The following is a 22,294-nucleotide window of genomic DNA, read 5'->3' on the forward strand; positions in this document are numbered from 1 at the left end:
TCCCGCCTCTTCCGAGGGAGATATGGTTTTTCCGTGATGATCGCCCCCGATCAGAACTGGCCTTCTTCCTCCCCGACCAGGATTTCGCGCTTTCCGGCGTGATTCGCCGGACCGACGATGCCCTCAAGTTCCATCCGCTCCATCAGCGAGGCCGCGCGGTTATAGCCGATCTGCAGCCGGCGCTGAATGTAGGAGGTCGACGCCTTGCGGTCGCGCTTGACGATCGCCACCGCCTGCGTGAACAGATCGCCGCCGCCGTCGCCGCCCATGCCGGTGGCATCGAACACGGCTCCGTCCTCGTCGGTCGGCTCTTCCGCGGTGACGGCTTCGAGATATTCCGGCGCGCCTTGCGTCTTGAGGTGACGCACGACCTTCTCGACTTCCTCGTCCGAGGCGAACGGGCCGTGCACGCGGCTGATGCGGCCGCCGCCCGCCATGTAGAGCATGTCGCCCTGGCCGAGCAGCTGCTCGGCGCCCATCTCGCCAAGGATGGTGCGGCTGTCGATCTTCGACGTCACCTGGAAGGCGATCCGGGTCGGGAAGTTCGCCTTGATCGTGCCGGTGATGACGTCGACCGACGGACGCTGCGTCGCGAGGATGACATGCAGGCCGGCGGCGCGCGCCATCTGTGCGAGGCGCTGCACGGCGCCTTCGATATCCTTGCCGGCGACCATCATCAGGTCGGCCATCTCGTCGACGATGATGACGATGTAGGGCAGCGGCTCGAGGTCTAGCTTCTCTTCCTCGTAGATCGCCTTGCCGCTCTCCTTGTCGAAGCCGGTGTGGACGGTGCGCGTCAGCTCTTCGCCCTTGGCCTTGGCTTCGACGAGGCGCGCATTGTAGCCGTCGATGTTGCGCACGCCGAGCTTGGCCATCCGCTTGTAGCGCTCTTCCATCTCGCGCACGGCCCATTTCAGCGCCACCACCGCCTTCTTCGGATCGGTGACGACGGGCGTCAACAGATGCGGGATGCCGTCATAGACGGAGAGTTCGAGCATCTTCGGATCGACCATGATCAGGCGGCACTGATCCGGCCGCAGCCGGTAGACCAGGCTCAGGATCATGGTGTTGATCGCGACCGATTTGCCGGAGCCGGTGGTGCCGGCGATCAGCATGTGCGGCGTGCGCGCCAGGTCGATGATGACGGGGTCGCCGCCGATCGTCTTGCCGAGGCACAGCGGCAGCTTCGCAACCGAATCGACGCTTTCCTTGGCGACCAGCAGCTCGCGCAGATAGACCTTCTCGCGATGCGCGTTCGGCAGCTCGATGCCGATCGCGTTACGACCGGCGACGACCGCGACGCGGGCCGACAGCGCGCTCATCGAGCGCGCGATGTCGTCGGACAACCCGATCACGCGCGACGATTTGATGCCGGGCGCCGGCTCGAGCTCATACAGCGTGACCACCGGGCCGGGATTGGCCTTGACGATTTCGCCGCGCACGCCGAAGTCCTGCAGCACGCCTTCGAGCGAGCGCGAATTGGTTTCGAGCTCGGCCTTGCTCAGCGGCTGGCGATCGCTGGCCTTCGGCGCACTGAGCACGGAGACCGAGGGCAGCTCGAACTTGTCGGAATTCTTCTTCTTCGGCTTCGGCTCGGCCTTCTTGCGCGGGGCGCGGGCGGCGGGAGCTTCTTCCTCCTCGTCCTCCTCTTCCTCATCGTCGTCGAAGGCTTCCGCCTCGTCCTCATCATGGTCTTCATGCGCGGGCGCGATCGAGGGCGCCGAGCGGCCGCCGCCGATATTCGGCTCCTGGCGCTCGAACGCAGCGCTGCGACCCTGGGCTCCGCTCGAGACCAGCGATTTGTAGGCGGTGGTCAGCAGCCAGCCGAGCCGCGCTTTCGCGCTCATCAGCGCATGGAACAGCCAGCCCAGCGAAACCGAGCTGCGGTCGTTGTCTTCGTCCTCGACGAAAGGCTCGTCATCGTCGGAGATCGGCGTCAGCTCGTCGTCCTGCTCCTTGGCGCCCCAGCCGCAGGCGAACAGGAAGCTTGCCGCCATCGCGACGAACAGGATCAGGCCGAGCACGACACGATAGATGAAGCCGGGCGGGCCGAACACGACGGCCGGCGCACGCAGCAGCGCGTCGCCGACCACGCCGCCGAGCCCGGTCGGCAGCGGCCACGCAGTGTTATGCGGCCAGCAGCTGGCGAAGCCCGCCGCGATCACCGTGCACAGGATCCAGCAGCCGAGCCGCAGCGCCTCGCGGTCGAACGGGCGATGCGTCAGCATCCGCCAGCCCCACACCGCGACCGGCAGCACCAGCATGATCGCGCCGAGGCCGAGAATCTGCATCAGGAGGTCGGCGCCGATCGCGCCGGGATAGCCGAGCACGTTGCGGATCGCGCGCGAGGTGGCGTGGCTCAGCGACGGATCCTGCACCGACCAGGTCATCAGCGCCGCCGTGATGGCGCCGGACAGCGCGATCAGGCCGAGCCCGGTGAGTTCGCGCAGCCGTCGCGTCAGCGCCTCGCGGAGCGAGAGCGGCAGATGGCCGACCAGGGGGATGACACGTTCGATCGCTGGCATACTCAATCTTCGCGCTTCGCGATTAACCCAGGGTTTCGACCAGGCGATGCATCGCCTCGGCCGTCGATTCACTGTCGGAGACGAGCGCAAGGCGGATATAGCCCGCGCCCGGATTGGAACCGTCGTTCTGCTGGCGCGCCAGATAGCTGCCGGGAATCACGCGCACGCCGGCGTCGCGATAGAGCCGGACCGCCGCGGCCTCGTCGCCGCCGCGCTCGGAGACGTCGAGCCAGACGCAGAAGCCGCCGGCGGGACGCTTGTAGCCGTAGCGGTTGCCGAGGATCTGGTCGGCGAAATCGAACTTGATGCGATAGAGCCTGCGGTTCTCCTCGACATGCGCCTCGTCGCTATAGGCGGCGACCGCGACATGCTGCAGCGGCACCGGCACCTGCGGTGCGGCGACATTGCGCAGTTCGTGGAATGCGGCCAGAAACTTTCTATCGCCCGCGGCGAAGCCGACGCGCATGCCCGGCAGGTTCGAGCGCTTCGACAGTGACTGGAACGCCACGACATTGCTGAAGTCGGGACCGGCGCATTCGAGAATGCTGCCCGGCGCCTCGCGGGTGTAGATCTCCGAATAGCACTCGTCGCTCAGGATGATGAAGCCGAAGCGATCGGCGAGCTGCTTCAGCCGCGTGAAATAGGCGCGCGAGGCGACCGAGCCCTGCGGATTGGCGGGCGAGGCGATGAAGAACGCGACGGTGCGCGCCAGCGTCGCTTCGTCGATCGAATCAAGGTCGGGCAGGAAACCGTTGCCGAGCGTCGTCGGCAGGTAGATCTGCTCGCAGCCGGCCGCGCGGGTGCCGGCGCCATAGGCCGGATAGAACGGGTTCGGCATCAGGATCGCCGGCCGGCCCTTGCGCGGCGCGACGTAGCGCGAGGCTGATATCGCGGCAAAGAACAGCCCCTCGCGGCTGCCGTTCAGCACCATCACCTCGCTCTCGGGATCGACCGGCCGCGGCAATTGGAACCGGCTTCCGAGCCAGCTCGCCACGGCGCGGCGGAACGGTTCGATGCCCTTGGCGATCGGGTAGCGGCCGAATTCGGCGGTATGCCTTGCCAGCACCGGGCCTACGAAATCGGGCACCGGGTGCTGCGGCTCGCCTAATGACAGCGTAATCAAGGGTTTGGCAGGCTGATAGGGCGCCAGCAGCTCGGTGGTACGCAGGAACGGGGAACGCTCGGCCTGGCCGGCGGATGCGACATCGCCGGCGCCCTGCGCCAAGCCGGATGAGGCGGTCATTGCCATGATTGAAATGCCAGCACTTTCACTGCGGTCGGAGGGTAAGGGCGCCGACCGTAAACCGATCAAGTCACCATAGATAGGGCGAGGTTAAGACGCGATTAACCATCGGCGGTGCGGCACGATCGGCCGTCGCGTGATATCAGCGCTGACGCCAGAAAACCGCATCGAACTTGCTTCGAGACATGATCCACCGCCGCGCCGTCCGGGCGCTCATCATCACCGGCGAGCGCGAAGTCCTGCTGATGCGGATTCGCCCGCCGCACGGCGGCGACCGCTTCTGGATCGCGCCGGGCGGCGGCGTCGAGTGTGACGAGACGGCGGAAGCGACGCTGCAGCGGGAACTGGCCGAGGAATTGGGGCTGATCGATTTCGAGCCCGGGCCCGCAATCTGGCGGCGTCACCACACCTTCAACTGGGGCGGCCGGCGGATTTCCCAGAAAGAGGAATACCGGATCGTGCACGCCGATCGCTTCGCGCCCGTGATGGCCGACGAGGCCGAGGCGCGCGTGCTCGATTGCTTCCGCTGGTGGCCGATCGCCGATCTATCCAGCGCGCGGGAGCGCCTGACGCCGCTGTCGCTTGCCGACATCCTCGAGCGCTATTTGCGCGACGGCGTACCGAGCGAGCTGCCGGATGAGGAGGTCCTGATCGACTGACGCTCGACTATCTTAACCTCCCCTTGAAAAGGGGAGGTCGCTTTGCTCGCTCAAGCAAAGCGGGTGGGGATCTGCTCTCTCCGCTTGCAGCGTCGCCTGCGGCTGACCCCCATCCCGACCTTCCCCGTTTCAGGGGGAAGGAGAAGCGGTATCCGTCAGCTCGATCTGTGCTTCGGCCTCGATGTCTACCGCGCCGGCAGCTTCTCGAACGACGGCTTGCCCTCGGGCAGGTGGTGGAAGGTCTGCTTGTCGCAGGTGTAGATCGTCATCTGCGGGGTGAACACCGAGGGGTCGTCGAAGGTGCCGACCTTCAGGATCGTGGCGGGCAGGCCCGGCACCTTGGTCACGAGATGCGTGCCGCATTCCGGGCAGAACTCGCGCGTCACGGCGCGGTCGAGATCCTTGCGGGTGAACTGCTTGGGCTCGCTGGCGGTGTATTTGAAGCCGGTGGCGGGCATCGCCATGAACATGTTCGGTCCGCCGCCCGTGATGTACTGGCATTCCCGGCACAGGCACTGCGCCGCCATCATCGGCTCGCCCTCGGCCTCATAGCGCACGTTGCCGCAATAGCACCTGCCTTGCACCTTCATGACGTCCTCCCGTTTTCGTTGTTTGTAGCCTGTCATTCCACAATGGCAGGCAATTCCGACAATATTTTCTCAAGCCGCGGAAAAAAGAAAGGGGCCCCAGCTTGCGCTGGAGCCCCTCAACGGCCCGGACATTGCCGGGTATGTGTCCGGACCGTAGTTCTGGGAACGACCGCTTGGGGAGGTCGCGCCCCGGGAGAACCCAAATTAACGGCCTTCAAGGGCCGTTAACTTTACATATTGTAGGCGCGCTCCGTGTGCTCGGTGATGTCGAGGCCTTCACGCTCGGTCTCGACGTTGGCGCGCAGGCCGACGATCACGTCGACGATCTTGTAGAGGATCGCCGAACCGATGCCCGACCACACCAGCGTGGTGGAGACGCCCCAAACCTGCGAGATCATCTGCGCCGCGAAGTCGTAATCGGCGACCTTCGGCGGGATCGCGGTGTAGTCGATGATGCCTGCCCCGCCGAGCGCCGGGTTGACCAGGATGCCGGTGCCGAGCGCGCCGACGATGCCGCCGACGCAGTGGACACCGAACACGTCGAGCGAGTCGTCATAGCCGAGCGCGTTCTTCACGACGGTGCAGAAGAACAGGCAGACCACGCCGACCACGAGGCCGAGCACGATGGCGCCCATCGGACCGGCATAGCCGGCCGCCGGGGTGACCGCGACGAGGCCCGCGACCGCGCCCGAGAGCGCACCGAGCAGCGAGGGATGGCCCTTGATGATCCATTCCGCGAACATCCAGGACAGCGCCGCCGCGGCGGTCGCCACGAAGGAGTTGGTCATGGCAAGCGCCGCGCCGCCATTGGCTTCGAGGTTGGAGCCGGCGTTGAAACCGAACCAGCCGACCCAGAGCAGCGAGGCGCCGATCATGGTCATGGTCAGCGAGTGCGGAGCCATCAGCTCCTTGCCGTAGCCGGTCCGCTTGCCGATCAGCAGCGCGCCGACCAGGCCGGCGATACCCGCGTTGATGTGCACGACGGTGCCGCCCGCGAAGTCGATCGCGCCCTTCTTGAAGATCCAGCCGGCATCGGCGTTGATCTCGTCGAGCTTGGCCTGCGCCGCGGTCTTGGCCGCGCCGTCAGCCGCAGCGGCGAGCGCCTTGGCGGCATCCTGGATCGCGTCCGGGCCCGGCCAGTACCAGACCATGTGCGCGATCGGGAAGTAGATCAGGGTGACCCAGAGCGGGATGAACAGCGCGATCGCCGCGAACTTCATGCGTTCGGCGAAGGCGCCGACGATGAGGGCCGGCGTGATCGCCGCGAACGTCATCTGGAAGCACATATAGATGAGCTCCGAGATGTTGGCGTCGACCGAGAAGGTCGCCGCCTTCGAGTCCGGCGTGACGCCCATCAGGAACGCCTTGGAGAAGCCGCCGATGAAGTCGGAGCCGCCGGTGAAAGCGAGGCTGTAGCCGTAGAGGGCCCAGAGCACGGTGACGAGGCAGACCGTGTAGAACACCTGCGCCAGCACCGAGAGCATGTTCTTGGAGCGGACCAGGCCGCCATAGAACAGCGCGAGGCCCGGGATGGTCATCAGCAGCACCAGCACCGTCGAGGTCAGCATCCAGGCGTTGTCGCCCTTGTTGACGGTCGGCTCGGCGTAGGCGGCGGTCGCGGCGAACAGGCCGACTGCAAGGGCCGCCAGTCCCGCGCCATAGGGACGCTTGAACGTCATGTTATTTCACTCCTGAGGTCTTAAGGTTTGAGCGCGAAATCAGAGGGCCGCGGCATCGGCCTCGCCGGTGCGGATGCGCACGGCGTGTTCGAGGCTGATGACGAAGATCTTGCCGTCGCCGATCTGGCCGGTCTTGGCGGCGGAGGTGATGGCGTCGATGGTCTTGTCGACCTGATCGGAATTGACCGCGACCTCGATCTTGATCTTCGGCAGGAAGCTCACGGCATATTCGGCGCCGCGATAGATTTCCGTGTGGCCTTTCTGACGGCCGTAGCCCTTGACTTCCGTCACCGTGAGACCGTGAACGCCAATGGCGGTCAGGGCGTCACGGACCTCTTCGAGCTTGAATGGCTTAATGATCGCCATAACAATTTTCATGAGTCCTATCCCCGCTTGGGCCCGGTGCGAATCAACACCGGGAGTTTCGACTGAGGTTCACCACGCGGAGGACATCCACTACGCGGGCACAGCCTGGACCCTTAGAATCAAATGCCGTGCCAAACGGCCGGAGTTCGCTAATGGATTATGAATCCGGACCTTTTCCCGCTTTGCGGGAGGGGGTTGCCCCTGCGCTATTCCGCCGCGCCTAAAATATGGTCAGGCCTGTCTAGAACGCAGGCAGGGCTAACTCCGGACACAATTCTGCTCAGCCGCGGTGCAGTACGCGGTATCCGGCGAGGGCTTCCGGGCCCGCCCCGCGGTCCGCGACCACTCTCTCGATCATGTCGCCATTCGCGTCTGCCGGACGGTTGCGCGATGGGAATTTGATGTTGGGTTTCATCGGCTTGTTTGGGTTCCCACCCGAAACAGGACCGGCGCGAAGACATTTGCGGGCACCTCGCCGCGTCGTTCTGCGCGAAGCGGACAAGGGCTCGCATCAGGTACGCCCGCCAGGATGGCAAATGCCGGACTTTTGCGGACGCTCGTTACGGATCGTTAGCTGTCTGTAGCATTGTCGTTCCGGCGTTAACGCCGCCGTTGCCGTCGTTGCGCTATTGCCGCCGCATAAGAACTTCAATGACAGGTGGGGCAACCAATGATTGATCGTATCCGCGCGCTGCTCGAGCAGCAGCCGATGATTTCGGTGGATTTCAACACAATCACCGACGACACGAATCTCTATGACGCAGGGCTGACATCGTTCGCCACGGTGCAGGTAATGCTGGCGCTTGAGGAAGAGTTCAACATCGAATTTCCCGAAGCGATGCTCACGCGACGGACCTTCTCGTCGCTCGCCAACGTCGCGGACGCCGTTTCACGGCTGACACAGCGGGCGGCGTAAAACCATGAGCGTGGTGAGAAAGATAGAGCCCGTGCCGGCCTCTGCCGCCACGCCGGCCGAGCGCATGCGTCGGGTCGCCAAGGTCGCGGCGCAGCAGGTCGATGCGGTAGACCGCGAGGGCCGCTTCCCGGCCGATACCATCGAAGCATTGAAGCGCGAGCGCCTGCTCGGCGTCGCGATTCCCGTCGAGCATGGCGGGGAGGAATTGGGCACGATGGAGATCGCGGAGCTGATCGTTCAGCTCGCCCAGGCGTGCGGCTCGAGCGCCATGATCTACGCCATGCACCAGATCAAGACGTCGAGCTTCGTCAGCCATGGCGGCGCCAGCGACTGGCATCTGGCCTATATGCGCCGCATTGCGGCGGAGCAGTTGCTGATGGCCTCGGCGACCACGGAAGCCGGCATCGGCGGCAATTTGCGCAATTCGATCTGTGCGGTCGAAGTGGCAGACGGCCGCTTCTCGCTGACAAAGGAAGCAACCGTTATTTCCTACGGCCGCCACGCCGACGCGATTCTTGCCACGGCGCGGCGCGCTCCCGACGCGGCAAGCTCCGATCAGGTGATGGTTGTCATTCCCGCGGACCTGAACCGCACGCTGGAGCGCACCTCCGTATGGGATACGCTCGGAATGCGCGGCACCTGTTCGGACGGTTTCCATCTCGTCGCGCATGGCGACGCGGCGCAGATCTTCCCCAAGCCGTTCTCGGAGATCGCGGCACAGTCGATGCTGGCGAGCTCGCATATCTTCTGGGCGGCGACCTGGTTCGGTATCGCCACCGACGCCTTCAATCGCGCGCAAGCATTCGTCAAGGCAGCGGCGCGCAAGCAGGCGGACGGAAATCTGCCGCCGGGCGCGCTTCGGCTCGCCGAGGCGGCCGCCCTGCTTCAGGAGATGAAGGGTCATCTCACGGCCGCGATTGACCGCTTCGATGCGGCCAAGGGCAATGACGACGCGCTCTCCTCGATTGGCTTTACCGCCGAGATCAACGCGTTGAAGGTTGCTGCGAGCGAGAAGGCCGGGGCGATCGTGCGGCTCGCCATGCTGGTCAACGGCATCGTCGGCTACAAGAACGGCACGCCGTTCAGCGTCGGCAGACACCTGCGCGATGTGAGCTCAGCGCCGCTGATGATTTCGAACGACCGTATTCTTTCCAACACCGCGACGCTCCTGCTGATGAGCCGCTTTGACACCAGCCTGAGAGGTTGAGATGGACGCCAAGACGTTCGATGCCAAGAGCCTGCTCGACACACTGTTCGACAAGAGCATCCTGTTCAAGACCGGAGTAGACGGGCTTTATGGCCGCTCCGGCGTTTTCGAAGACGTGATCGAGCGCTTTGAGCGGCTCGTGACCAGCATCGGAGCGCCAGACAAGGCAACCCGCATCCACTTCCCGCCGGGCATGAGTCGCGCCACGCTTGAAGGCAGTGGCTATATGAAAAGCTTCCCGCAGCTTGCAGGCTGCGTGCATTCCTTCATGGGCGGCGAGCGCGAGCACGCGCAGCTTCTCGGCATGATGGCTGCGGGGGAGGACTGGACCGAACTGCAGCAGGCGACGAACGTCGTGCTGACGCCAGCCGCCTGCTATCCGCTCTATCCGACCGTTGCCGCGCGCGGTCCGGTGCCCGATGACGGTGTGCTGTTCGAGCTTTCCTCTTATTGCTTCCGTCATGAGCCTTCCAAGGATCCCGCGCGCATGCAGCTGTTCCGCATGCGCGAATTCGTCCGCATCGGGACGGCCGAGCAGGTGTGCGCCTTCCGCGAAAGCTGGCTGGAGCGCGGCAAGGCGATGATCGAATCCCTCGACCTGCCCTGCGAGGTTGATCTCGCCAACGATCCGTTCTTCGGTCGGGGCGGCAAGATGATGGCCAACAATCAGCGCGACGAGGGACTCAAGTTCGAGCTGCTGATCCCGGTAACCAGTATCGAGAAACCGACGGCCTGCTTGTCCTTCAATTATCATCGCGACCATTTTGGCCAGACCTGGGGCCTCAAATTCGCGGATGGCAGCCTGTGCCACTCGGCCTGCGTCGGCTTCGGGCTGGAGCGCGTGGCGCTCGCGCTGTTCCGCCACCACGGGCCTGAGGTCGAGGCATGGCCGGCTTCCGTGCGCGACACGCTTTGGGGCAACTGAAATGCAGAGTGCCATCGCCGGGCTCGATCCGGCCGACTACAAACCGCACCTGCTCCACGACGCGGAGCGGCGATGGCCGCAAACCAACTGCTATGTCGATCTTCTGATCGAGGTCATGCATGCGAACGGGAATGACCCGGTCGCTGCGCTCGGCTTCACCGTGGCGCAGGATTTCGAAGGCGACCAGTTCACGTTCTTCAAGTTCCCGACGGCCGACCTGCAGCGATTGGCCGGCCTGGATATCCAGGAACTGTCCGTGTTCGATCGTCTGGAGGCGCACGTTCTCAATCAGATCGAGCGCGGGCGGCTGCCGCTGGTCGAGGTCGATGCTTTCTACCTGCCCGACACGAAGGGCATCACCTATCGCAGTGGCCATTCCAAGACGACGATCGGCGTCAACGTGCTCGTTCCCGGGCGCCGCCACATGGCCTACTTCCACAACGACGGCTACTTCGCCCTGGACGGCGAGGACTATGACGGCATTTTCGAGCAGCGCAACGGCGCGCCGGCCGGCGGCCTGCCGCTGTTTCCCTATGCCGAGTTCGTCAAGTTCAACGCCACGCGCCCCTCGCGCGAGCCGGTCAGTGCGGCCACGGAAATCCTCGCGCAGCATCTGCGGCGGAGGCCGAAGCGCAATCCGCTCGATGCCTATGCGGCCGTGTTCGGCGGCCATGCCGAGGCACTGGCCGCCCGATCACCGGAGTATTTTCACGTCTACGCCTTCAACACGTTGCGGCAGGTGGGCGCCAATTTCGAACTCCTCTCCAGTCATCTGGAATGGCTGGGACGGCACGGCGAGACCGGTCTGGCCGAGGCGATCGAAGCCGCCGCGGCAATCGCCGAGGGCGCCAAGGTCATGCAATTCAAGCTCGCCCGCGCCATGGCCCGGCATCGGTTCGATGGCCTCGCGGACGCCATCGGGCCGATGGCCAAGGCCTGGCAAACGGTGATGAACGCTCTGGACGGTCGCATGGCGGATCTCGCCAGCAAGGCAGCGTAGGACCGGCCTGCCGGTCATGGGAATGCATGTGTATGGACGCTTTGGTGTCGACGACCGACACGGCCGAGCCTCTGGACAGCGGCTGGTGCATGGTCGTCTCGCCGGCCGGCGCGTGGGCGTCTCCGGCGGCGATCGACGGCAGCGCCGAATGGCTGGAGGCGGCGTGCCCCGGCACGGCCGCTGCAGCGCTGGAACGGCTTGGCCGCTGGGACCGCAACCATCCCACTCCGCTGCACGACCAGGACGTCTGGTATCGTCGCCGGCTCGATGTCACCGGCCCGGCCCGTCTCGTATTTGACGGCTTGGCGACGGTTGCAGAGGTCTGGCTCGACGATCGCCTCGTGCTGTCCTCGACCTCGATGTTCGAGCGCCATGATGTCGCCCTGACGCTTGCCGGCGGCGAGCAACTGGCCATCGCATTCCGCAGCCTCGACCGCCATCTGGAAACCCTGACTGGTCCGCGTGCGCGCTGGCGGCCGCGCATGATCGACGATCAGCGGTTGAGGCTCGTACGGACCACGCTGATCGGCCATATGCCGGGTTGGTCCCCTGGCTTCGACATCGTCGGACCATGGCGACCGATCAAGCTGATCCGCGATACCAACCGGCAAGGCGTGCGCGATGTGCAAATGCAGGCCGACCTCGCCGGCACAACAGGGCATCTTTCCATCGCGATCACGCTGGTCGAGCCGTTTGATGACGCGCCGGCCACGGTCGCCTGTGCGGGCGCTGTCGCCGCACTGATCTCAGAGACAGCGACGCGGCTGACGGCGAAACTGGATATTGCGAACGTTGCGCCATGGTGGCCGAGCAGCCATGGCGATCCGGCGTTGCACGAGGTTGTCGTCACGCTCGGCTCGATGCGAGTAGCGCTCGGCCGCGTCGGCTTCCGGCATATCGAGATCGATCGCGGCACCGACGGACGCGGCTTTCGGCTGGTCGTCAACGGCGTATCCGTCTTTTGTCGCGGCTCGGTGTGGACGCCGTCCGACCTGGTGCGGCTGCCGTCCTCACGCGAAGAGATCGCGCGCGACCTCGATCTTGCACGACGGGCGGGCGTCAACATGCTCAGGGTCGGCGGCACGTTCGTCTACGAGGGCGACGCATTTCACGAGCTTTGCGACGAGATGGGCATCCTGGTCTGGCAGGACCTGATGCTCGCCAATTTCGACTATCCGGCGAAGGACGAAGCCTGGCAGGCGTCGCTCTCGCGCGAGGTCGGGAATTTGCTCGGGCGGCTCAGGCATTCGCCGTCACTCGCCGTCCTGTGCGGCGGCAGCGAGGTGGCGCAGCAGGCGGCGATGATGGGCTTGCCGATGTCGATGGACCCGACGCCCTGGTTCGACAAGGTGGTGCGCCCCATCGCCGAAGCGAAGCGTCCCGACCTGGTGCTTGTGACGTCATCGCCATCCGGCGGCAACCTGCCTTTCACGGCTGATGGCGGGCCGATGCATTATTACGGGGTCGGCGCCTATTGCCGCCCGCTGGATGACGCGCGCCGGGCCGAAGTGCGCTTCGCGAGCGAATGCCTTGCCTTTGCCAATGTGCCTGACCAGGCAACGCTGGATGCGCATCTGCCGGTGCCGCCGGTGCACGATCCGCGCTGGAAGGCGGGCGTGCCGCGCGACGTCGGCGCGTCGTGGGACTTCGAGGATGTGCGCGAGCATTATCTGGAAACGCTTTTTTCCGTCGACGCGCGCCGGCTGCGCATCGAAGATACCAGACGCTATCTCGAGCTCTCCCGTGCGGTGACGACCGAGGTGGTGGAGCGCACCATCGACGAATGGCGCAGGCCCTGTTCGCCGACGGCAGGAGCGCTGCTGTTCTTCTGGAAGGACTTGCGGCCGGGCGCGGGTTGGGGCGTGGTCGATTCGACCGGCCGGCCGAAGCCCGTCTGGCACGGGCTCAGGCGCGCATTTGCCCCGCTACGGCTGATCCTGAGCGACGAGGGCGTCAACGGGCTGACCGTCCATGCCGTCAACGATACGGCGAAGATCGTTCAAGCGACATTATCGCTGACCTGTCTGCGGGACGGCGTCACGCCGGTGGTGTCAGCGCGCCAACCGATCAGCGTGCCGGCGCACGGCGGCCTGTCGCTTTCGGCCTTCTCGGTGCTCGGCGCCTTTTTCGATATTTCCTACGCCTATCGCTTCGGGCCGCCCGGACATGAAGTCACCGTTGCAAGGCTGGAAGGCGACGACGGGAAGGTCTTTGCTGAGGCCTTCCATGTGCTGCCGGATGTCATGACCGCGCGGCGCGACGTGGGCCTGACTGTGAGTTTGGTGCGTCGGAAGGACGCGTGGCGACTGCGGCTGGCCTGCAAACGCGCGGCCTACCACGTCTCCATCCAGGACGATCGGTTCGTTCCAACGGAGAACAATTTTCACCTGATGCCGGGCATCGAGCGGGAGGTCGGCCTTGACGGTTCGCCCCTGGCCATACCTGGCGGCGCGGTGACGGCGCTCAATGCCGATCGCGACGCGAGCTACGAGGTGCCGAGAGCGGAAGAATTGGAAGTCGTGCGGACAAAGGATTCCGCCGGGAGCATGACATGAAACCAGTTGTCTTTGCCGATACCATCGGCTGGCTGAACGGAGCGAAGGGGCGGCGGGGCGTTGTCATCGCCGGCGCGCATGGTCATGAGGATCTGTGCAGTCGCCGATTCCTGAAGCTGTTGTCCGACAAGGCGGCCGCGGCGGGCCTTCCTGTCCTGCTGTTTGACTATCCCGGCTGCGGCAACGCCGCCGGCGACCATTCGGCGCCGGGCCGGGTGATGGCCTGGACCGCAAGCATCGGCGCGGCGATCGACCGGTTGAAGCGGGATTGCGGCGTGGAGGATGTCGTCCTCGCCGGCTTCCGTCTCGGCGCGCTGCTGGCCCCGCTCGCTGCGGCGGGGCGGGACGACGTGGCAGGCCTCGCGCTGCTCGCGCCACCGAGTTCCGGCAAGACCTATGTGCGCGAAATCACCGCGATGTCGCGCGTGATCGATGGGTCGCTCGCGAAGAGCGCCGCAAGCGACGCGACGTTCGCCGAGGGACGCGAGGCCGTCGGCTTCCGGCTTTCGCATGAGACGCTCGCCGATCTGTCGAGGCTGGATTGGCGGCGGGCCGTCGCGGCCCTTCCGCCCCTGCCGATGCTTTTGATCGCGAACGGAAAGCCGTTGGCAGGCTCTGACATCCGCGACGGTCAAACTTCTTTCGAAGGCGCGACAATCGCGGAGTTCAAGGACTATCACCTGCTCATGTGCGACCCGACCGCGAACCGGATCCCGGCCGACGTTGTCGATTGCTGGGCGGATTGGTTGTCCGACCGGGCCGTCGCCGGCGTAGCTCAGGGCGTCGTATCCTTGACCGGCCGCGAGCTATTGGAGGGATCGCACTACACGGAGGAACCGGTTGTGATCAGGCAGGCGCCATTGATCTGTGGCGTGCTGACCCGGCCACGTGACAGCCATGCTGCGGCCGATCCGGTCATCTTCCTCAACTCCGGCGGCGTGCCGCATGTCGGTTGGGCGCGCGGCACGGTCGAGGCGGCGCGCGAGCTTGCCGCCGCCGGCGTGGCGTCGCTACGCATTGACCTGCCGGGCCTCGGCCTGAGCGACGATCCCGGGAGCAATCGTCTGTTCCTCTACGATTCCCGCACCCGCTTCGACGTCGGCGCGGCGATTGACTGGATGCAGCGGGCGGGCTTTGCCAAAGTCGAGCTTGTGGGCACATGCTCGGGCGCCTTCCAGGCTCTTCACACGGCGCGCGCGGACCGCCGCGTCCGCGCCCTGACCATGATCAACCCGCTCTGCTTTGCCTGGAACAGTTCCTACGCGCTGGAGCTTACGGCCTGGAAAGCATACGAAGCCTCCAAGGCGAATCGCGGAAGCCAGCAGCAGATCGGTGCGGCGGAGGGGTCTGCGATGACGACCAAGTCCGCCTGGAAGCTGCCAGTGTCAGGTAGCGCCAGGCGGCTGGTGCGGCGCGGATTGGAAGCCGTCAAGTCGACGCTGTCGGCGATGCATCCGTCCGCATTGCTTGGTCGTAACCGTGTCGAGCGCTGGATGCGCGAGCTTTGCAGCCGCGGCGTGCGCGTCCTCATGGTCACCTCGGACGGCGATCTCAGCCTGCAGGAGATCGCACGGCATTTTGGTCAGGACGGCAAACGGCTCACAAGCATCCCTGGAGTGACGCGGTTGACGCTGCCGAACGCCGACCATTCGCTGACGCCTCGTCATGCGCGGCGCGCTGTCGTCGCGCGCCTGATCGACCACCGCGGCGGCGGCAGGCGCGGAGGATCGAGCCGTCCCGATGCTGTGCGGGTCACGGCGCAGCATGCCGAGGTGAAGCCTAAATCGATGGCGCTGTCATGAAACGGTTTGGCCGCTCCAGCGACGAAGATCAGCGCGGCGCCGGATCATGCTTTTCGGCGGCGTCGCGTTCGGCGAAGACCTTGTCGATCAATCCCCATTCGAGCGCCTGCTGCGCGGACATGAAGTGATCGCGATCCAGGGTCCGTTCCACGTCGGCTTCGGTGCGCCCGCAGTGCTGCGCATAGAGCCGGATGATGCGCCGCTTGGTCTCCTGCATCTCGGTGGCATGGATCAGGATGTCCGACGCCTGACCCTGGAAGCCGCCGAGCGGCTGATGCACGTGGAGGCTCGCATTCGGCAGCGCGGCGCGGTGACCGGGCTCGCCGGCCATCAAAAGGAACGACCCCATCGAGCGCGCCGTGCCCATGCACAGCGTGTGCACCGGTGCCTTGATGAACTGCATGGTGTCGTACATCGCAAGCCCGCTGGTGATCACGCCGCCATAGGAGTTGATGTAGAGGTTGATCGGCTTGTGCGGATTCTCCGCCTCGAGGAACAGCAGCTGGGCGCAGACCAGTCCGGACATCGCATCATTGACCTCGCCGTTCAGGAAGATGATGCGCTCGCGCAGGAGCCTGGAATAGATGTCGAAGGAACGTTCGCCGCGGCTCGACTGTTCGACGACCATAGGGACGAGTTGCATCATGTCGCGCATCGGCGACCTCCATTGCTGCAGGTGATGAAGTTTCAGCGGGTGACGAGGTTTGTGATCAGGCCGCGCGCATCAGGCAGCGGTTGTTGCTGTTGGCCGGTTGCGGCTGCTTTCCCCTGATGTCGCAGGCTTGCTGGATGATGCGAAAGCGGGTGCCGCCGGCCTCGTTCGGCTCGATCCGGAAGGTGACATGGCTTTCGCGAAACGGCGGCTCGGACTCGCGCAGCCGGAAGCGCACCTCTTCGCCAGCGATCGATGAGAGGGGTTCAGCGTCCGCGAGATCGCAATCCGGGAGCCAGCGTTCGCGCAGGGCCGGAATGGTCACCGCGCGCCACACTTTTTCAGGCGGTGCATCGAGCTCGTATTCGAGCACCAGGTCGGCGTCGGCATGATCAGGCTCAACTGCGTCGCTCATTGATCCATGTCCTTCAGCAGATCGGAGAGCGCTTCGATGCGCTTCGGCCAATAGGCGCGGTAGCGGGCGAGCCAGGTCCCGATGCTGGCGATGCCGTCCGGGTCGACCTCATAATTCACGAAGCGGCCCTGCCGCTGCTCGCGCACCAGCCCTGCCGCGCGCAGCACCGCCAGATGCTGCGACATCGCCGGCTGGCTGATCTCTAGTCCGTCGCGCAAGGCGCTGGCGTTCAGGCTGCCGCCGGCCAGCTTCTCAAAGACCTTGCGGCGGGTCGGATCGGCCAGAGCCTTGAAGATATCGGTGTCGACCATGACGACACATAAGCATACACTTATGTGTCGCGCAAGCCGGAACTGGCTCGACGTTCGGAACGGGGCGAGCCGGACGGCTTACTGCAGCGCCTCGCCGTGCTGGGAGATGTCGAGACCTTCGAGCTCCTGCTGCATCGAAACGCGCAGCGGGACGAAGGCGCTGACCAGCTTGAGCAGCACGAAGGTGACGCCGCCGCACCAGACAAAGGTAGCCGCGACGCCGTAGAGCTGGATCAGCAGCTGCCTCGGATTGCCCTCGAGCAGGCCGGACGTGCCGCCGATCGCCGAGGCCGCGAACACGCCGGCAAGCAGCGTGCCGGTCAGGCCGCCGATGCCGTGCACGCCGAACACGTCGAGCGAGTCGTCGTACTTGAAGCGATGCTTCAGCCAGGTGCAGGCCCAGAAGCAGACCAGGCCGGCAATGATGCCGATGACGACGCCGTGCCACGGCGCGACGAAGCCGGATGCCGGGGTGATGGTGCCGAGCCCCGCGACCGCACCCGAGATCATGCCGAGCACCGACGGCTTGCGGCGCGTCGCCCATTCGATCGCGCCCCAGGTCAGCGCACCGGCGCAGGCCGCAAGATGGGTGGCGGTGATCGCCATCACCGCGCGCGAATTGGCCGCGAGCGCCGAGCCGCCGTTGAAGCCGAACCAGCCGACCCAGAGCAGGCCGGTGCCGACCACCGCGAGCGACAGGTCGAACGGCGACAAATTGTCATGGCCATAGCCGTGCCGGTTGCCCATCACCTTGGCCGCGACCAGGCCGCTGATGCCGGCGGAGAGATGTACCACGAGACCGCCGGCGAAATCCAGCACGCCCGCTGAAGCGAGGAAGCCGCCGCCCCACACCCAATGCGCCAGCGGCACATAGGCGAAGATGAACCAGCCGATCGAGAACAGCACATAGGCGGAAAACCGCATGCGGTCGGCGACCGAGCCTGCGACCAGCGCCACCGTGATGATCGCGAACGTCATCTGGTACAGCATGAACAGCGCTTCGGGGATGGTCTTCGCCGCCGGATTGATGCTGTCCATGGTGATGCCGGCCAGGAACCAGCGATCGAGCGAGCCGAGCCAAGGACCGTCGCCGACGAAGCTCAGCGAATAGCCGAAGGTGACCCAGAGGATCGAGACGAGCGCAACGGCGGTGAGGCTCTGCGCCATCGTCGCCAGCACGTTCTTCTTGCGCACCATGCCGGAGTAGAACAGCGCCAGTCCGGGGATCGTCATCATCAGCACCAGCGCGGTGGCGACGATCATCCAGGCGGTGTCGGCGGCGTTGACGCCGGCGCTGGATGCCGAGTCTTGCGCGAAGGCCGGCGTGGCTTGCGCGAACAGGATTGCAGCAGTGATCGGCGCAGCTGATATCGCTGCACGAAGAGCTCGTGCCCCCATCATCATTCCCCGGCGGTCGTGGTTTCTTGGTGTGCGGTTGTGGCGTGCGCCGGCGTCGTTGCCGGCGATGATCTCGATCGTTTTGTTTGGGCATGATCTCCGCGCAAACGCTTTCCGCGTTTGTCGCGAGGGATCATGCTCCAGGGTTCAGAGCGCGTCGTTGTCGGTCTCGCCGGTGCGGATGCGCAGCGCATGATCGATCGGCGTCACGAAGATCTTGCCGTCGCCGATCTGGCCGGTGCGGGCGTGCTCGGTGATGACGCTGACCGCCTTGTCGGCGAGCTCGGTATCGACGGCGATCTCGATCCGAAGCTTGGGCAGGAAGTTCACGACATATTCGGCGCCGCGATAGATCTCGGTGTGGCCCTTCTGGCGGCCATAGCCCTTCACCTCGGTCACCGTCATGCCGTGGACGCCGATCGCGGTCAGCGCCTGGCGTACCTCATCGAGCTTGAACGGTTTGATGATCGCGACGACGAGTTTCATGGTTCAGGCCTTCATTCCCTTGAGGTTTTCCGTGTGCGCCCGTCCCGGAGCGGCACTTGCCGTCCCGTGAGCCGGCACCTGCTGCCTCCCGGAGCGGCAATTTGCCATCCCCGAGCGGCACTTCGCGTCCGCCAAATCTGGCAGCTTTCTGGGCAAATGGCATAAAAAACTTGCAGGTTGAAGCGGAAAACATGCGCAGCGCGTGCGCTCCCTCACTGTACGGAATGGAAACGCTCGGCCACAATGTGGCTTTCCCGCCCCGGCCAGCGCTCTTGCTGGTTCGTTTCGCCTATCGCGCGTCCCTGCGCGCGCCCGAGGAAACAAGGAATGTCGAACCGAAACTGGTTTTATGCATCCGAAGGCCAGCAAAAGGGCCCCTTGCCTGAAACCCAGCTCCGCGACCTGATCACCCGGGGCATGGTGGGGGCCGACACCCTGGTGTGGACCGAGGGCATGGCCGGCTGGCAAAAGGCCGGGGAGATTCCGGGCCTCGTCCCGAGCGCCGGCGCGCCGCCGGCATTTCCGCAGGCCGGCGGACCGCCGCCGGTGGTGGCGTCCGGAAGCTATAGCGGCGGCGCGCTGTCCGCCGACTTCCCGATCTGGGGCCTGTTCGGCCGCAGCCTCTTGATGTTCATCGGCCAGATTCTCGTCATCCCGGCGCCGTGGACCGCGACCGGCCTGTACCGCTTTGCGATCCCCTATATCCGCGTGCCGGGCCGCCCGCATTTCGCCTTCACCGGGCAGCCGCTCGACATCTGGTGGGTCTTCATCGTGCTCGGCCTTCTGACCTATGCCGGCGCGGCCAACAGCAACATCGTGACGCTGCTCTCGCTGCTGTTACAGGGCTTCCTGAGCTGGATGATCGTGCGCTGGATCATCGGCCATCTCAGCTCGAGCGGCCAGGATCTGCCGATCTCGTTCAGGGGCAGCCCGGTCGCCTATGTCGGCTGGTACGTGGCGATGGTGGTCTCGGCCATCACCATCATCGGCTGGGCCTGGGTGCTGACCGCCTGGATGCGCTGGATCTGCCGCAACATCGACGGCACGCGCCGCGAGGTCAGCTTCAATGGGTCCGGCATCGAGGTGCTGTGGCGAACCATCGTGTTCACGATCGCCTGCGGCTTCCTGATCCCGATTCCGTGGGTGCTGCGCTGGTACGGCAACTGGTTCGTCTCGCAATTCGCGCTGACCGAGCGCGGCGCCTACGCCGGCCAGTAAGCGCGATCGCATCGTGCCGACCGGCTCTGTTCGAGCGTGAGCTCTACGCCTTTCGCTCGCGCACCGAACCTTCTTGCGCGACGGATGCTACCAGCGTGCCGTCGGGCTTGAAGATCAGGCCGCGTGTCAGGCCGCGGCCGGACTGCGCGCTCGGCGAATCCTGGGCGTAGAGCAGCCATTCGTCGGCGCGGAACGGGCGGTGAAACCACATCGCGTGATCGAGGCTCGCCGGCATCATGCGCTTGTCGAACAGCGTGCGGCCGTAGCGCGCCATCACGGCATCGAGCAGCGAGAAATCCGACGCATAGGCGAGCGCGCACAGATGCAGCGCGGGATCGTCGGGCAGCTTGGCTGCGGTGCGGATCCAGACATGAATGCGGCCGTCGTCGATCTTCTGGCCGAAATAACGGCCGAGCTCGACCGGGCGCAGCTCGATCGGCCGGTCGCTCTCGTAATAGCGGCGGATGAACTCCGGCATCTCCTTGAACATCGGCTGCTTCGACACTTCCTCCGCGGTCAGCTTCTCCGGCGGCGGCACGTCGGGCATCTTCTCCTGATGATTGAAGTTGCTCTCCTCCTCGGCATGGAACGACACCATGATGGAGAAGATCGCGTTGCCGTGCTGGATCGCGGTGACGCGGCGGGTGGTGTAGCTCTTGCCGTCGCGCAGCCGCTCGACCTGGTAGATGATCGGGATTTGCGGATCGCCGGGCAGGATGAAGTAGCAATGGATCGAATGCGGCAGGCGGCCCTCGACGGTGCGGCAGGCCGCCACCATCGCTTGGCCGATCACCTGGCCGCCGAACACGCGCTGCCAGCTCGTCTTCGGGCTGTTGCCGCGGAACAAATTCACCTCGAGCTGCTCGAGATCGAGGATGGACAGCAGGTCGATCAGGCTCTTGGACATGGATAGGCCCCGGAATGACGATTGGGGCTGTTAGCCGCCCTTGTTTCTAAACTCTGTTTCGCCCAGCTAATATCAGGTAGCAAGTCTCCTTTGATGGCGTAATCGAGTAAGGATCGCATGCCGGCACAGCGAAGTATTGTCATCTGCGGGGGTGCATTTGCAGGGTTGGCGCTGGCCGTGGCGCTGCGCCAGGGGCTTGGGCCCGACATCCCGGTCATCGTGGCCGATCCGGCGCTGAGCCAGCGCCCGAGCCGCGATCCGCGCGCGACCGCGATCGTGGCGGCCTGCCGGCGGCTGTTCGAGACCCTCGGCGTCTGGGGCCAGGTGGCGCCGACGGCGCAGCCGATCACGGATATGGTCGTGACCGACTCCAAGCTGGAGGACGCGACGCGCCCGGTGTTCCTGACCTTCGCCGGCAATGTCGCGCCCGGCGAGCCGTTCGCCCATATGGTCGAGAACCGCTATTTGATCGATGCGCTCGCGAGCCGTGCCGAAGCCGAGGGCGTCGAACTGCGCGCCGCCGCGGTGTCGAGCTTCGCGTCGCGGCCCGACGGCGTCAGCGTTACGCTGGCCGGCGGCACCGTGATCGATGCGAGCCTGCTGGTTGCCGCCGACGGCGCCCGCTCGAAGCTGCGCGAGCGCGCCGGGATTGCGACCCATGGCTGGGACTACGACCAGTCCGGCATCGTGGTCACGGTCGGGCACGAGCGTGAACATCAGGGCCGCGCCGAGGAGCATTTCCTGCCCGCGGGGCCGTTCGCGATCCTGCCGCTGACCGGCAATCGCTCGTCGCTGGTGTGGACCGAGACGCGCAACGATGCCGCGCGCATCGTCGCCTTGAACGAAGAGCAATTCCAAGCCGAGCTCGAGCAGCGCTTCGGCCTGCATCTCGGCGAGATCAAGCCGCTCGACAGGCCGCGCGCCTTCCCGCTCGGCTATTTCGTCGCGCGCTCGTTCATCGCCGAACGGCTGGCGCTGATCGGCGATGCCGCGCATGTGATCCATCCGATCGCGGGGCAGGGGCTCAATATGGGCCTGAAGGACGTCGCTGCGCTCGCCGAGGTCGTGGTCGATGCGGCGCGGCTCGGCATGGACCTCGGCCAGGCCGACGTGCTCGAGCGCTACCAGCGCTGGCGGCGCTTCGACACGATGGCGATGGGCGTCGCCACCAACTCGCTGAACTTCCTGTTCTCCAACGAATCGACGCTGCTGCGCACCGTGCGCGACATTGGCCTCGGTCTCGTCGATCGCGCGCCGCCGTTGAAGGAGATGTTCATCCGCCAGGCGGCGGGACTGTCAGGCGAGGTGCCGCGGCTGCTGAAGGGCGAGGCGCTTTAGGACTTGCGTAGGTCCCGTAGCCCGGATGAAGCGAAGCGAAATCCGGAGCAGACTATCGGCGGTGAGACTTTTCCGGATTGCGCTGCGCTTCATCCGGGCTAC

At 65.4% G+C, this 22,294-nt stretch carries 20 protein-coding genes; 9 read left to right on the forward strand and 11 right to left on the reverse strand.

Annotated elements, in window-relative coordinates; all coding sequences use genetic code 11:
• Positions 1-50: 50 nt before the first annotated feature.
• On the reverse strand, positions 51-2,531 hold the full coding sequence (locus tag AKL29_RS06605; RefSeq protein WP_050383517.1) for a DNA translocase FtsK: 2,481 nt from the start codon (positions 2,529-2,531) through the stop codon (positions 51-53).
• Between the two features lie 16 nt (positions 2,532-2,547).
• Positions 2,548-3,774 carry an aminotransferase class I/II-fold pyridoxal phosphate-dependent enzyme gene (locus AKL29_RS06610; protein ID WP_050383518.1) on the reverse strand — a complete coding sequence of 409 codons (1,227 nt, stop codon included), beginning with the start codon at positions 3,772-3,774 and terminating at the stop codon, positions 2,548-2,550.
• A 179-nt stretch (positions 3,775-3,953) separates the two neighbouring features.
• Here AKL29_RS06610 and AKL29_RS06615 point away from each other — a divergent pair, with 179 nt between their 5' ends.
• The gene (locus tag AKL29_RS06615; RefSeq protein WP_050383519.1) at positions 3,954-4,427 is read left to right on the forward strand and encodes an NUDIX domain-containing protein; all 474 of its coding nucleotides are present in this window, start codon (positions 3,954-3,956) and stop codon (positions 4,425-4,427) included.
• A gap of 185 nt (positions 4,428-4,612) precedes the next feature.
• On the opposite strand, the gene AKL29_RS06620 is transcribed toward AKL29_RS06615, so the two are convergent.
• The 3 genes from AKL29_RS06620 to AKL29_RS06630 all read right to left on the reverse strand — a co-directional run bounded on the left by AKL29_RS06620 (position 4,613) and on the right by AKL29_RS06630 (position 7,074).
• Complete coding sequence (locus AKL29_RS06620) at positions 4,613-5,017, reverse strand: GFA family protein (RefSeq protein WP_050383520.1); 405 nt, start codon at positions 5,015-5,017, stop codon at positions 4,613-4,615.
• A gap of 230 nt (positions 5,018-5,247) precedes the next feature.
• A complete protein-coding gene (locus tag AKL29_RS06625) occupies positions 5,248-6,696 on the reverse strand; it encodes an ammonium transporter (RefSeq protein ID WP_028335827.1) in 1,449 nt (482 codons plus the stop codon).
• A 39-nt stretch (positions 6,697-6,735) separates the two neighbouring features.
• Positions 6,736-7,074 carry a P-II family nitrogen regulator gene (locus tag AKL29_RS06630; protein WP_024583097.1) on the reverse strand — a complete coding sequence of 113 codons (339 nt, stop codon included), beginning with the start codon at positions 7,072-7,074 and terminating at the stop codon, positions 6,736-6,738.
• Between the two features lie 658 nt (positions 7,075-7,732).
• Between AKL29_RS06630 and AKL29_RS06635 the strand changes: the two genes are divergently transcribed.
• The 6 genes from AKL29_RS06635 to AKL29_RS06660 are packed head-to-tail and all read left to right on the forward strand — an operon-like array spanning position 7,733 to position 15,467.
• On the forward strand, positions 7,733-7,978 hold the full coding sequence (locus AKL29_RS06635) for an acyl carrier protein (RefSeq protein WP_050383521.1): 246 nt from the start codon (positions 7,733-7,735) through the stop codon (positions 7,976-7,978).
• A 4-nt stretch (positions 7,979-7,982) separates the two neighbouring features.
• Positions 7,983-9,185, forward strand: coding sequence for an acyl-CoA dehydrogenase family protein (locus AKL29_RS06640; RefSeq protein ID WP_050383522.1), 1,203 nt, complete (start codon positions 7,983-7,985; stop codon positions 9,183-9,185).
• Position 9,186: 1 nt separating this feature from the next.
• Entirely contained in the window at positions 9,187-10,110 is a 924-nt protein-coding gene (locus AKL29_RS06645) for an amino acid--[acyl-carrier-protein] ligase (RefSeq protein WP_028335830.1), read from the forward strand.
• Position 10,111: 1 nt separating this feature from the next.
• Positions 10,112-11,110 (forward strand): DUF1839 family protein, encoded by a 999-nt coding sequence (locus AKL29_RS06650; protein ID WP_050383523.1) that lies wholly within the window; start codon positions 10,112-10,114, stop codon positions 11,108-11,110.
• A 44-nt stretch (positions 11,111-11,154) separates the two neighbouring features.
• Complete coding sequence (locus tag AKL29_RS06655; RefSeq protein WP_193395188.1) at positions 11,155-13,665, forward strand: glycoside hydrolase family 2 protein; 2,511 nt, start codon at positions 11,155-11,157, stop codon at positions 13,663-13,665.
• Positions 13,662-15,467 (forward strand): alpha/beta hydrolase, encoded by a 1,806-nt coding sequence (locus AKL29_RS06660; RefSeq protein ID WP_050383524.1) that lies wholly within the window; start codon positions 13,662-13,664, stop codon positions 15,465-15,467. Before AKL29_RS06655 ends, AKL29_RS06660 begins: the two co-directional genes overlap by 4 nt.
• A 28-nt stretch (positions 15,468-15,495) precedes the next feature.
• On the opposite strand, the gene AKL29_RS06665 is transcribed toward AKL29_RS06660, so the two are convergent.
• The 5 genes from AKL29_RS06665 to AKL29_RS06685 all read right to left on the reverse strand — a co-directional run bounded on the left by AKL29_RS06665 (position 15,496) and on the right by AKL29_RS06685 (position 18,729).
• Entirely contained in the window at positions 15,496-16,122 is a 627-nt protein-coding gene (locus AKL29_RS06665; RefSeq protein WP_050383525.1) for an ATP-dependent Clp protease proteolytic subunit, read from the reverse strand.
• Between the two features lie 55 nt (positions 16,123-16,177).
• Positions 16,178-16,534, reverse strand: coding sequence for an SRPBCC family protein (locus AKL29_RS06670; RefSeq protein WP_028335834.1), 357 nt, complete (start codon positions 16,532-16,534; stop codon positions 16,178-16,180).
• Complete coding sequence (locus AKL29_RS06675; protein ID WP_016841428.1) at positions 16,531-16,845, reverse strand: ArsR/SmtB family transcription factor; 315 nt, start codon at positions 16,843-16,845, stop codon at positions 16,531-16,533. The genes AKL29_RS06670 and AKL29_RS06675 overlap by 4 nt, the downstream gene beginning before the upstream one ends.
• Positions 16,846-16,923: 78 nt before the next feature.
• Positions 16,924-18,243, reverse strand: coding sequence for an ammonium transporter (locus tag AKL29_RS06680; protein WP_050383526.1), 1,320 nt, complete (start codon positions 18,241-18,243; stop codon positions 16,924-16,926).
• Between the two features lie 147 nt (positions 18,244-18,390).
• Entirely contained in the window at positions 18,391-18,729 is a 339-nt protein-coding gene (locus AKL29_RS06685) for a P-II family nitrogen regulator (RefSeq protein WP_028335836.1), read from the reverse strand.
• Between the two features lie 327 nt (positions 18,730-19,056).
• Between AKL29_RS06685 and AKL29_RS06690 the strand changes: the two genes are divergently transcribed.
• Positions 19,057-19,947 (forward strand): DUF4339 domain-containing protein, encoded by an 891-nt coding sequence (locus AKL29_RS06690; protein ID WP_050383527.1) that lies wholly within the window; start codon positions 19,057-19,059, stop codon positions 19,945-19,947.
• A 43-nt stretch (positions 19,948-19,990) separates the two neighbouring features.
• Here AKL29_RS06690 and tesB read toward each other — a convergent pair whose 3' ends face one another.
• On the reverse strand, positions 19,991-20,854 hold the full coding sequence (gene tesB, locus AKL29_RS06695) for an acyl-CoA thioesterase II (RefSeq protein ID WP_016841424.1): 864 nt from the start codon (positions 20,852-20,854) through the stop codon (positions 19,991-19,993).
• Between the two features lie 117 nt (positions 20,855-20,971).
• On the opposite strand from tesB, the gene AKL29_RS06700 reads away from it, so the two are divergent.
• A complete protein-coding gene (locus AKL29_RS06700) occupies positions 20,972-22,192 on the forward strand; it encodes a ubiquinone biosynthesis hydroxylase (protein WP_050383528.1) in 1,221 nt (406 codons plus the stop codon).
• The last annotated feature ends 102 nt before the right edge of the window (positions 22,193-22,294 follow it).

Source organism: Bradyrhizobium pachyrhizi (genome assembly GCF_001189245.1).
In the GTDB taxonomy this organism is placed as follows: domain Bacteria; phylum Pseudomonadota; class Alphaproteobacteria; order Rhizobiales; family Xanthobacteraceae; genus Bradyrhizobium; species Bradyrhizobium pachyrhizi.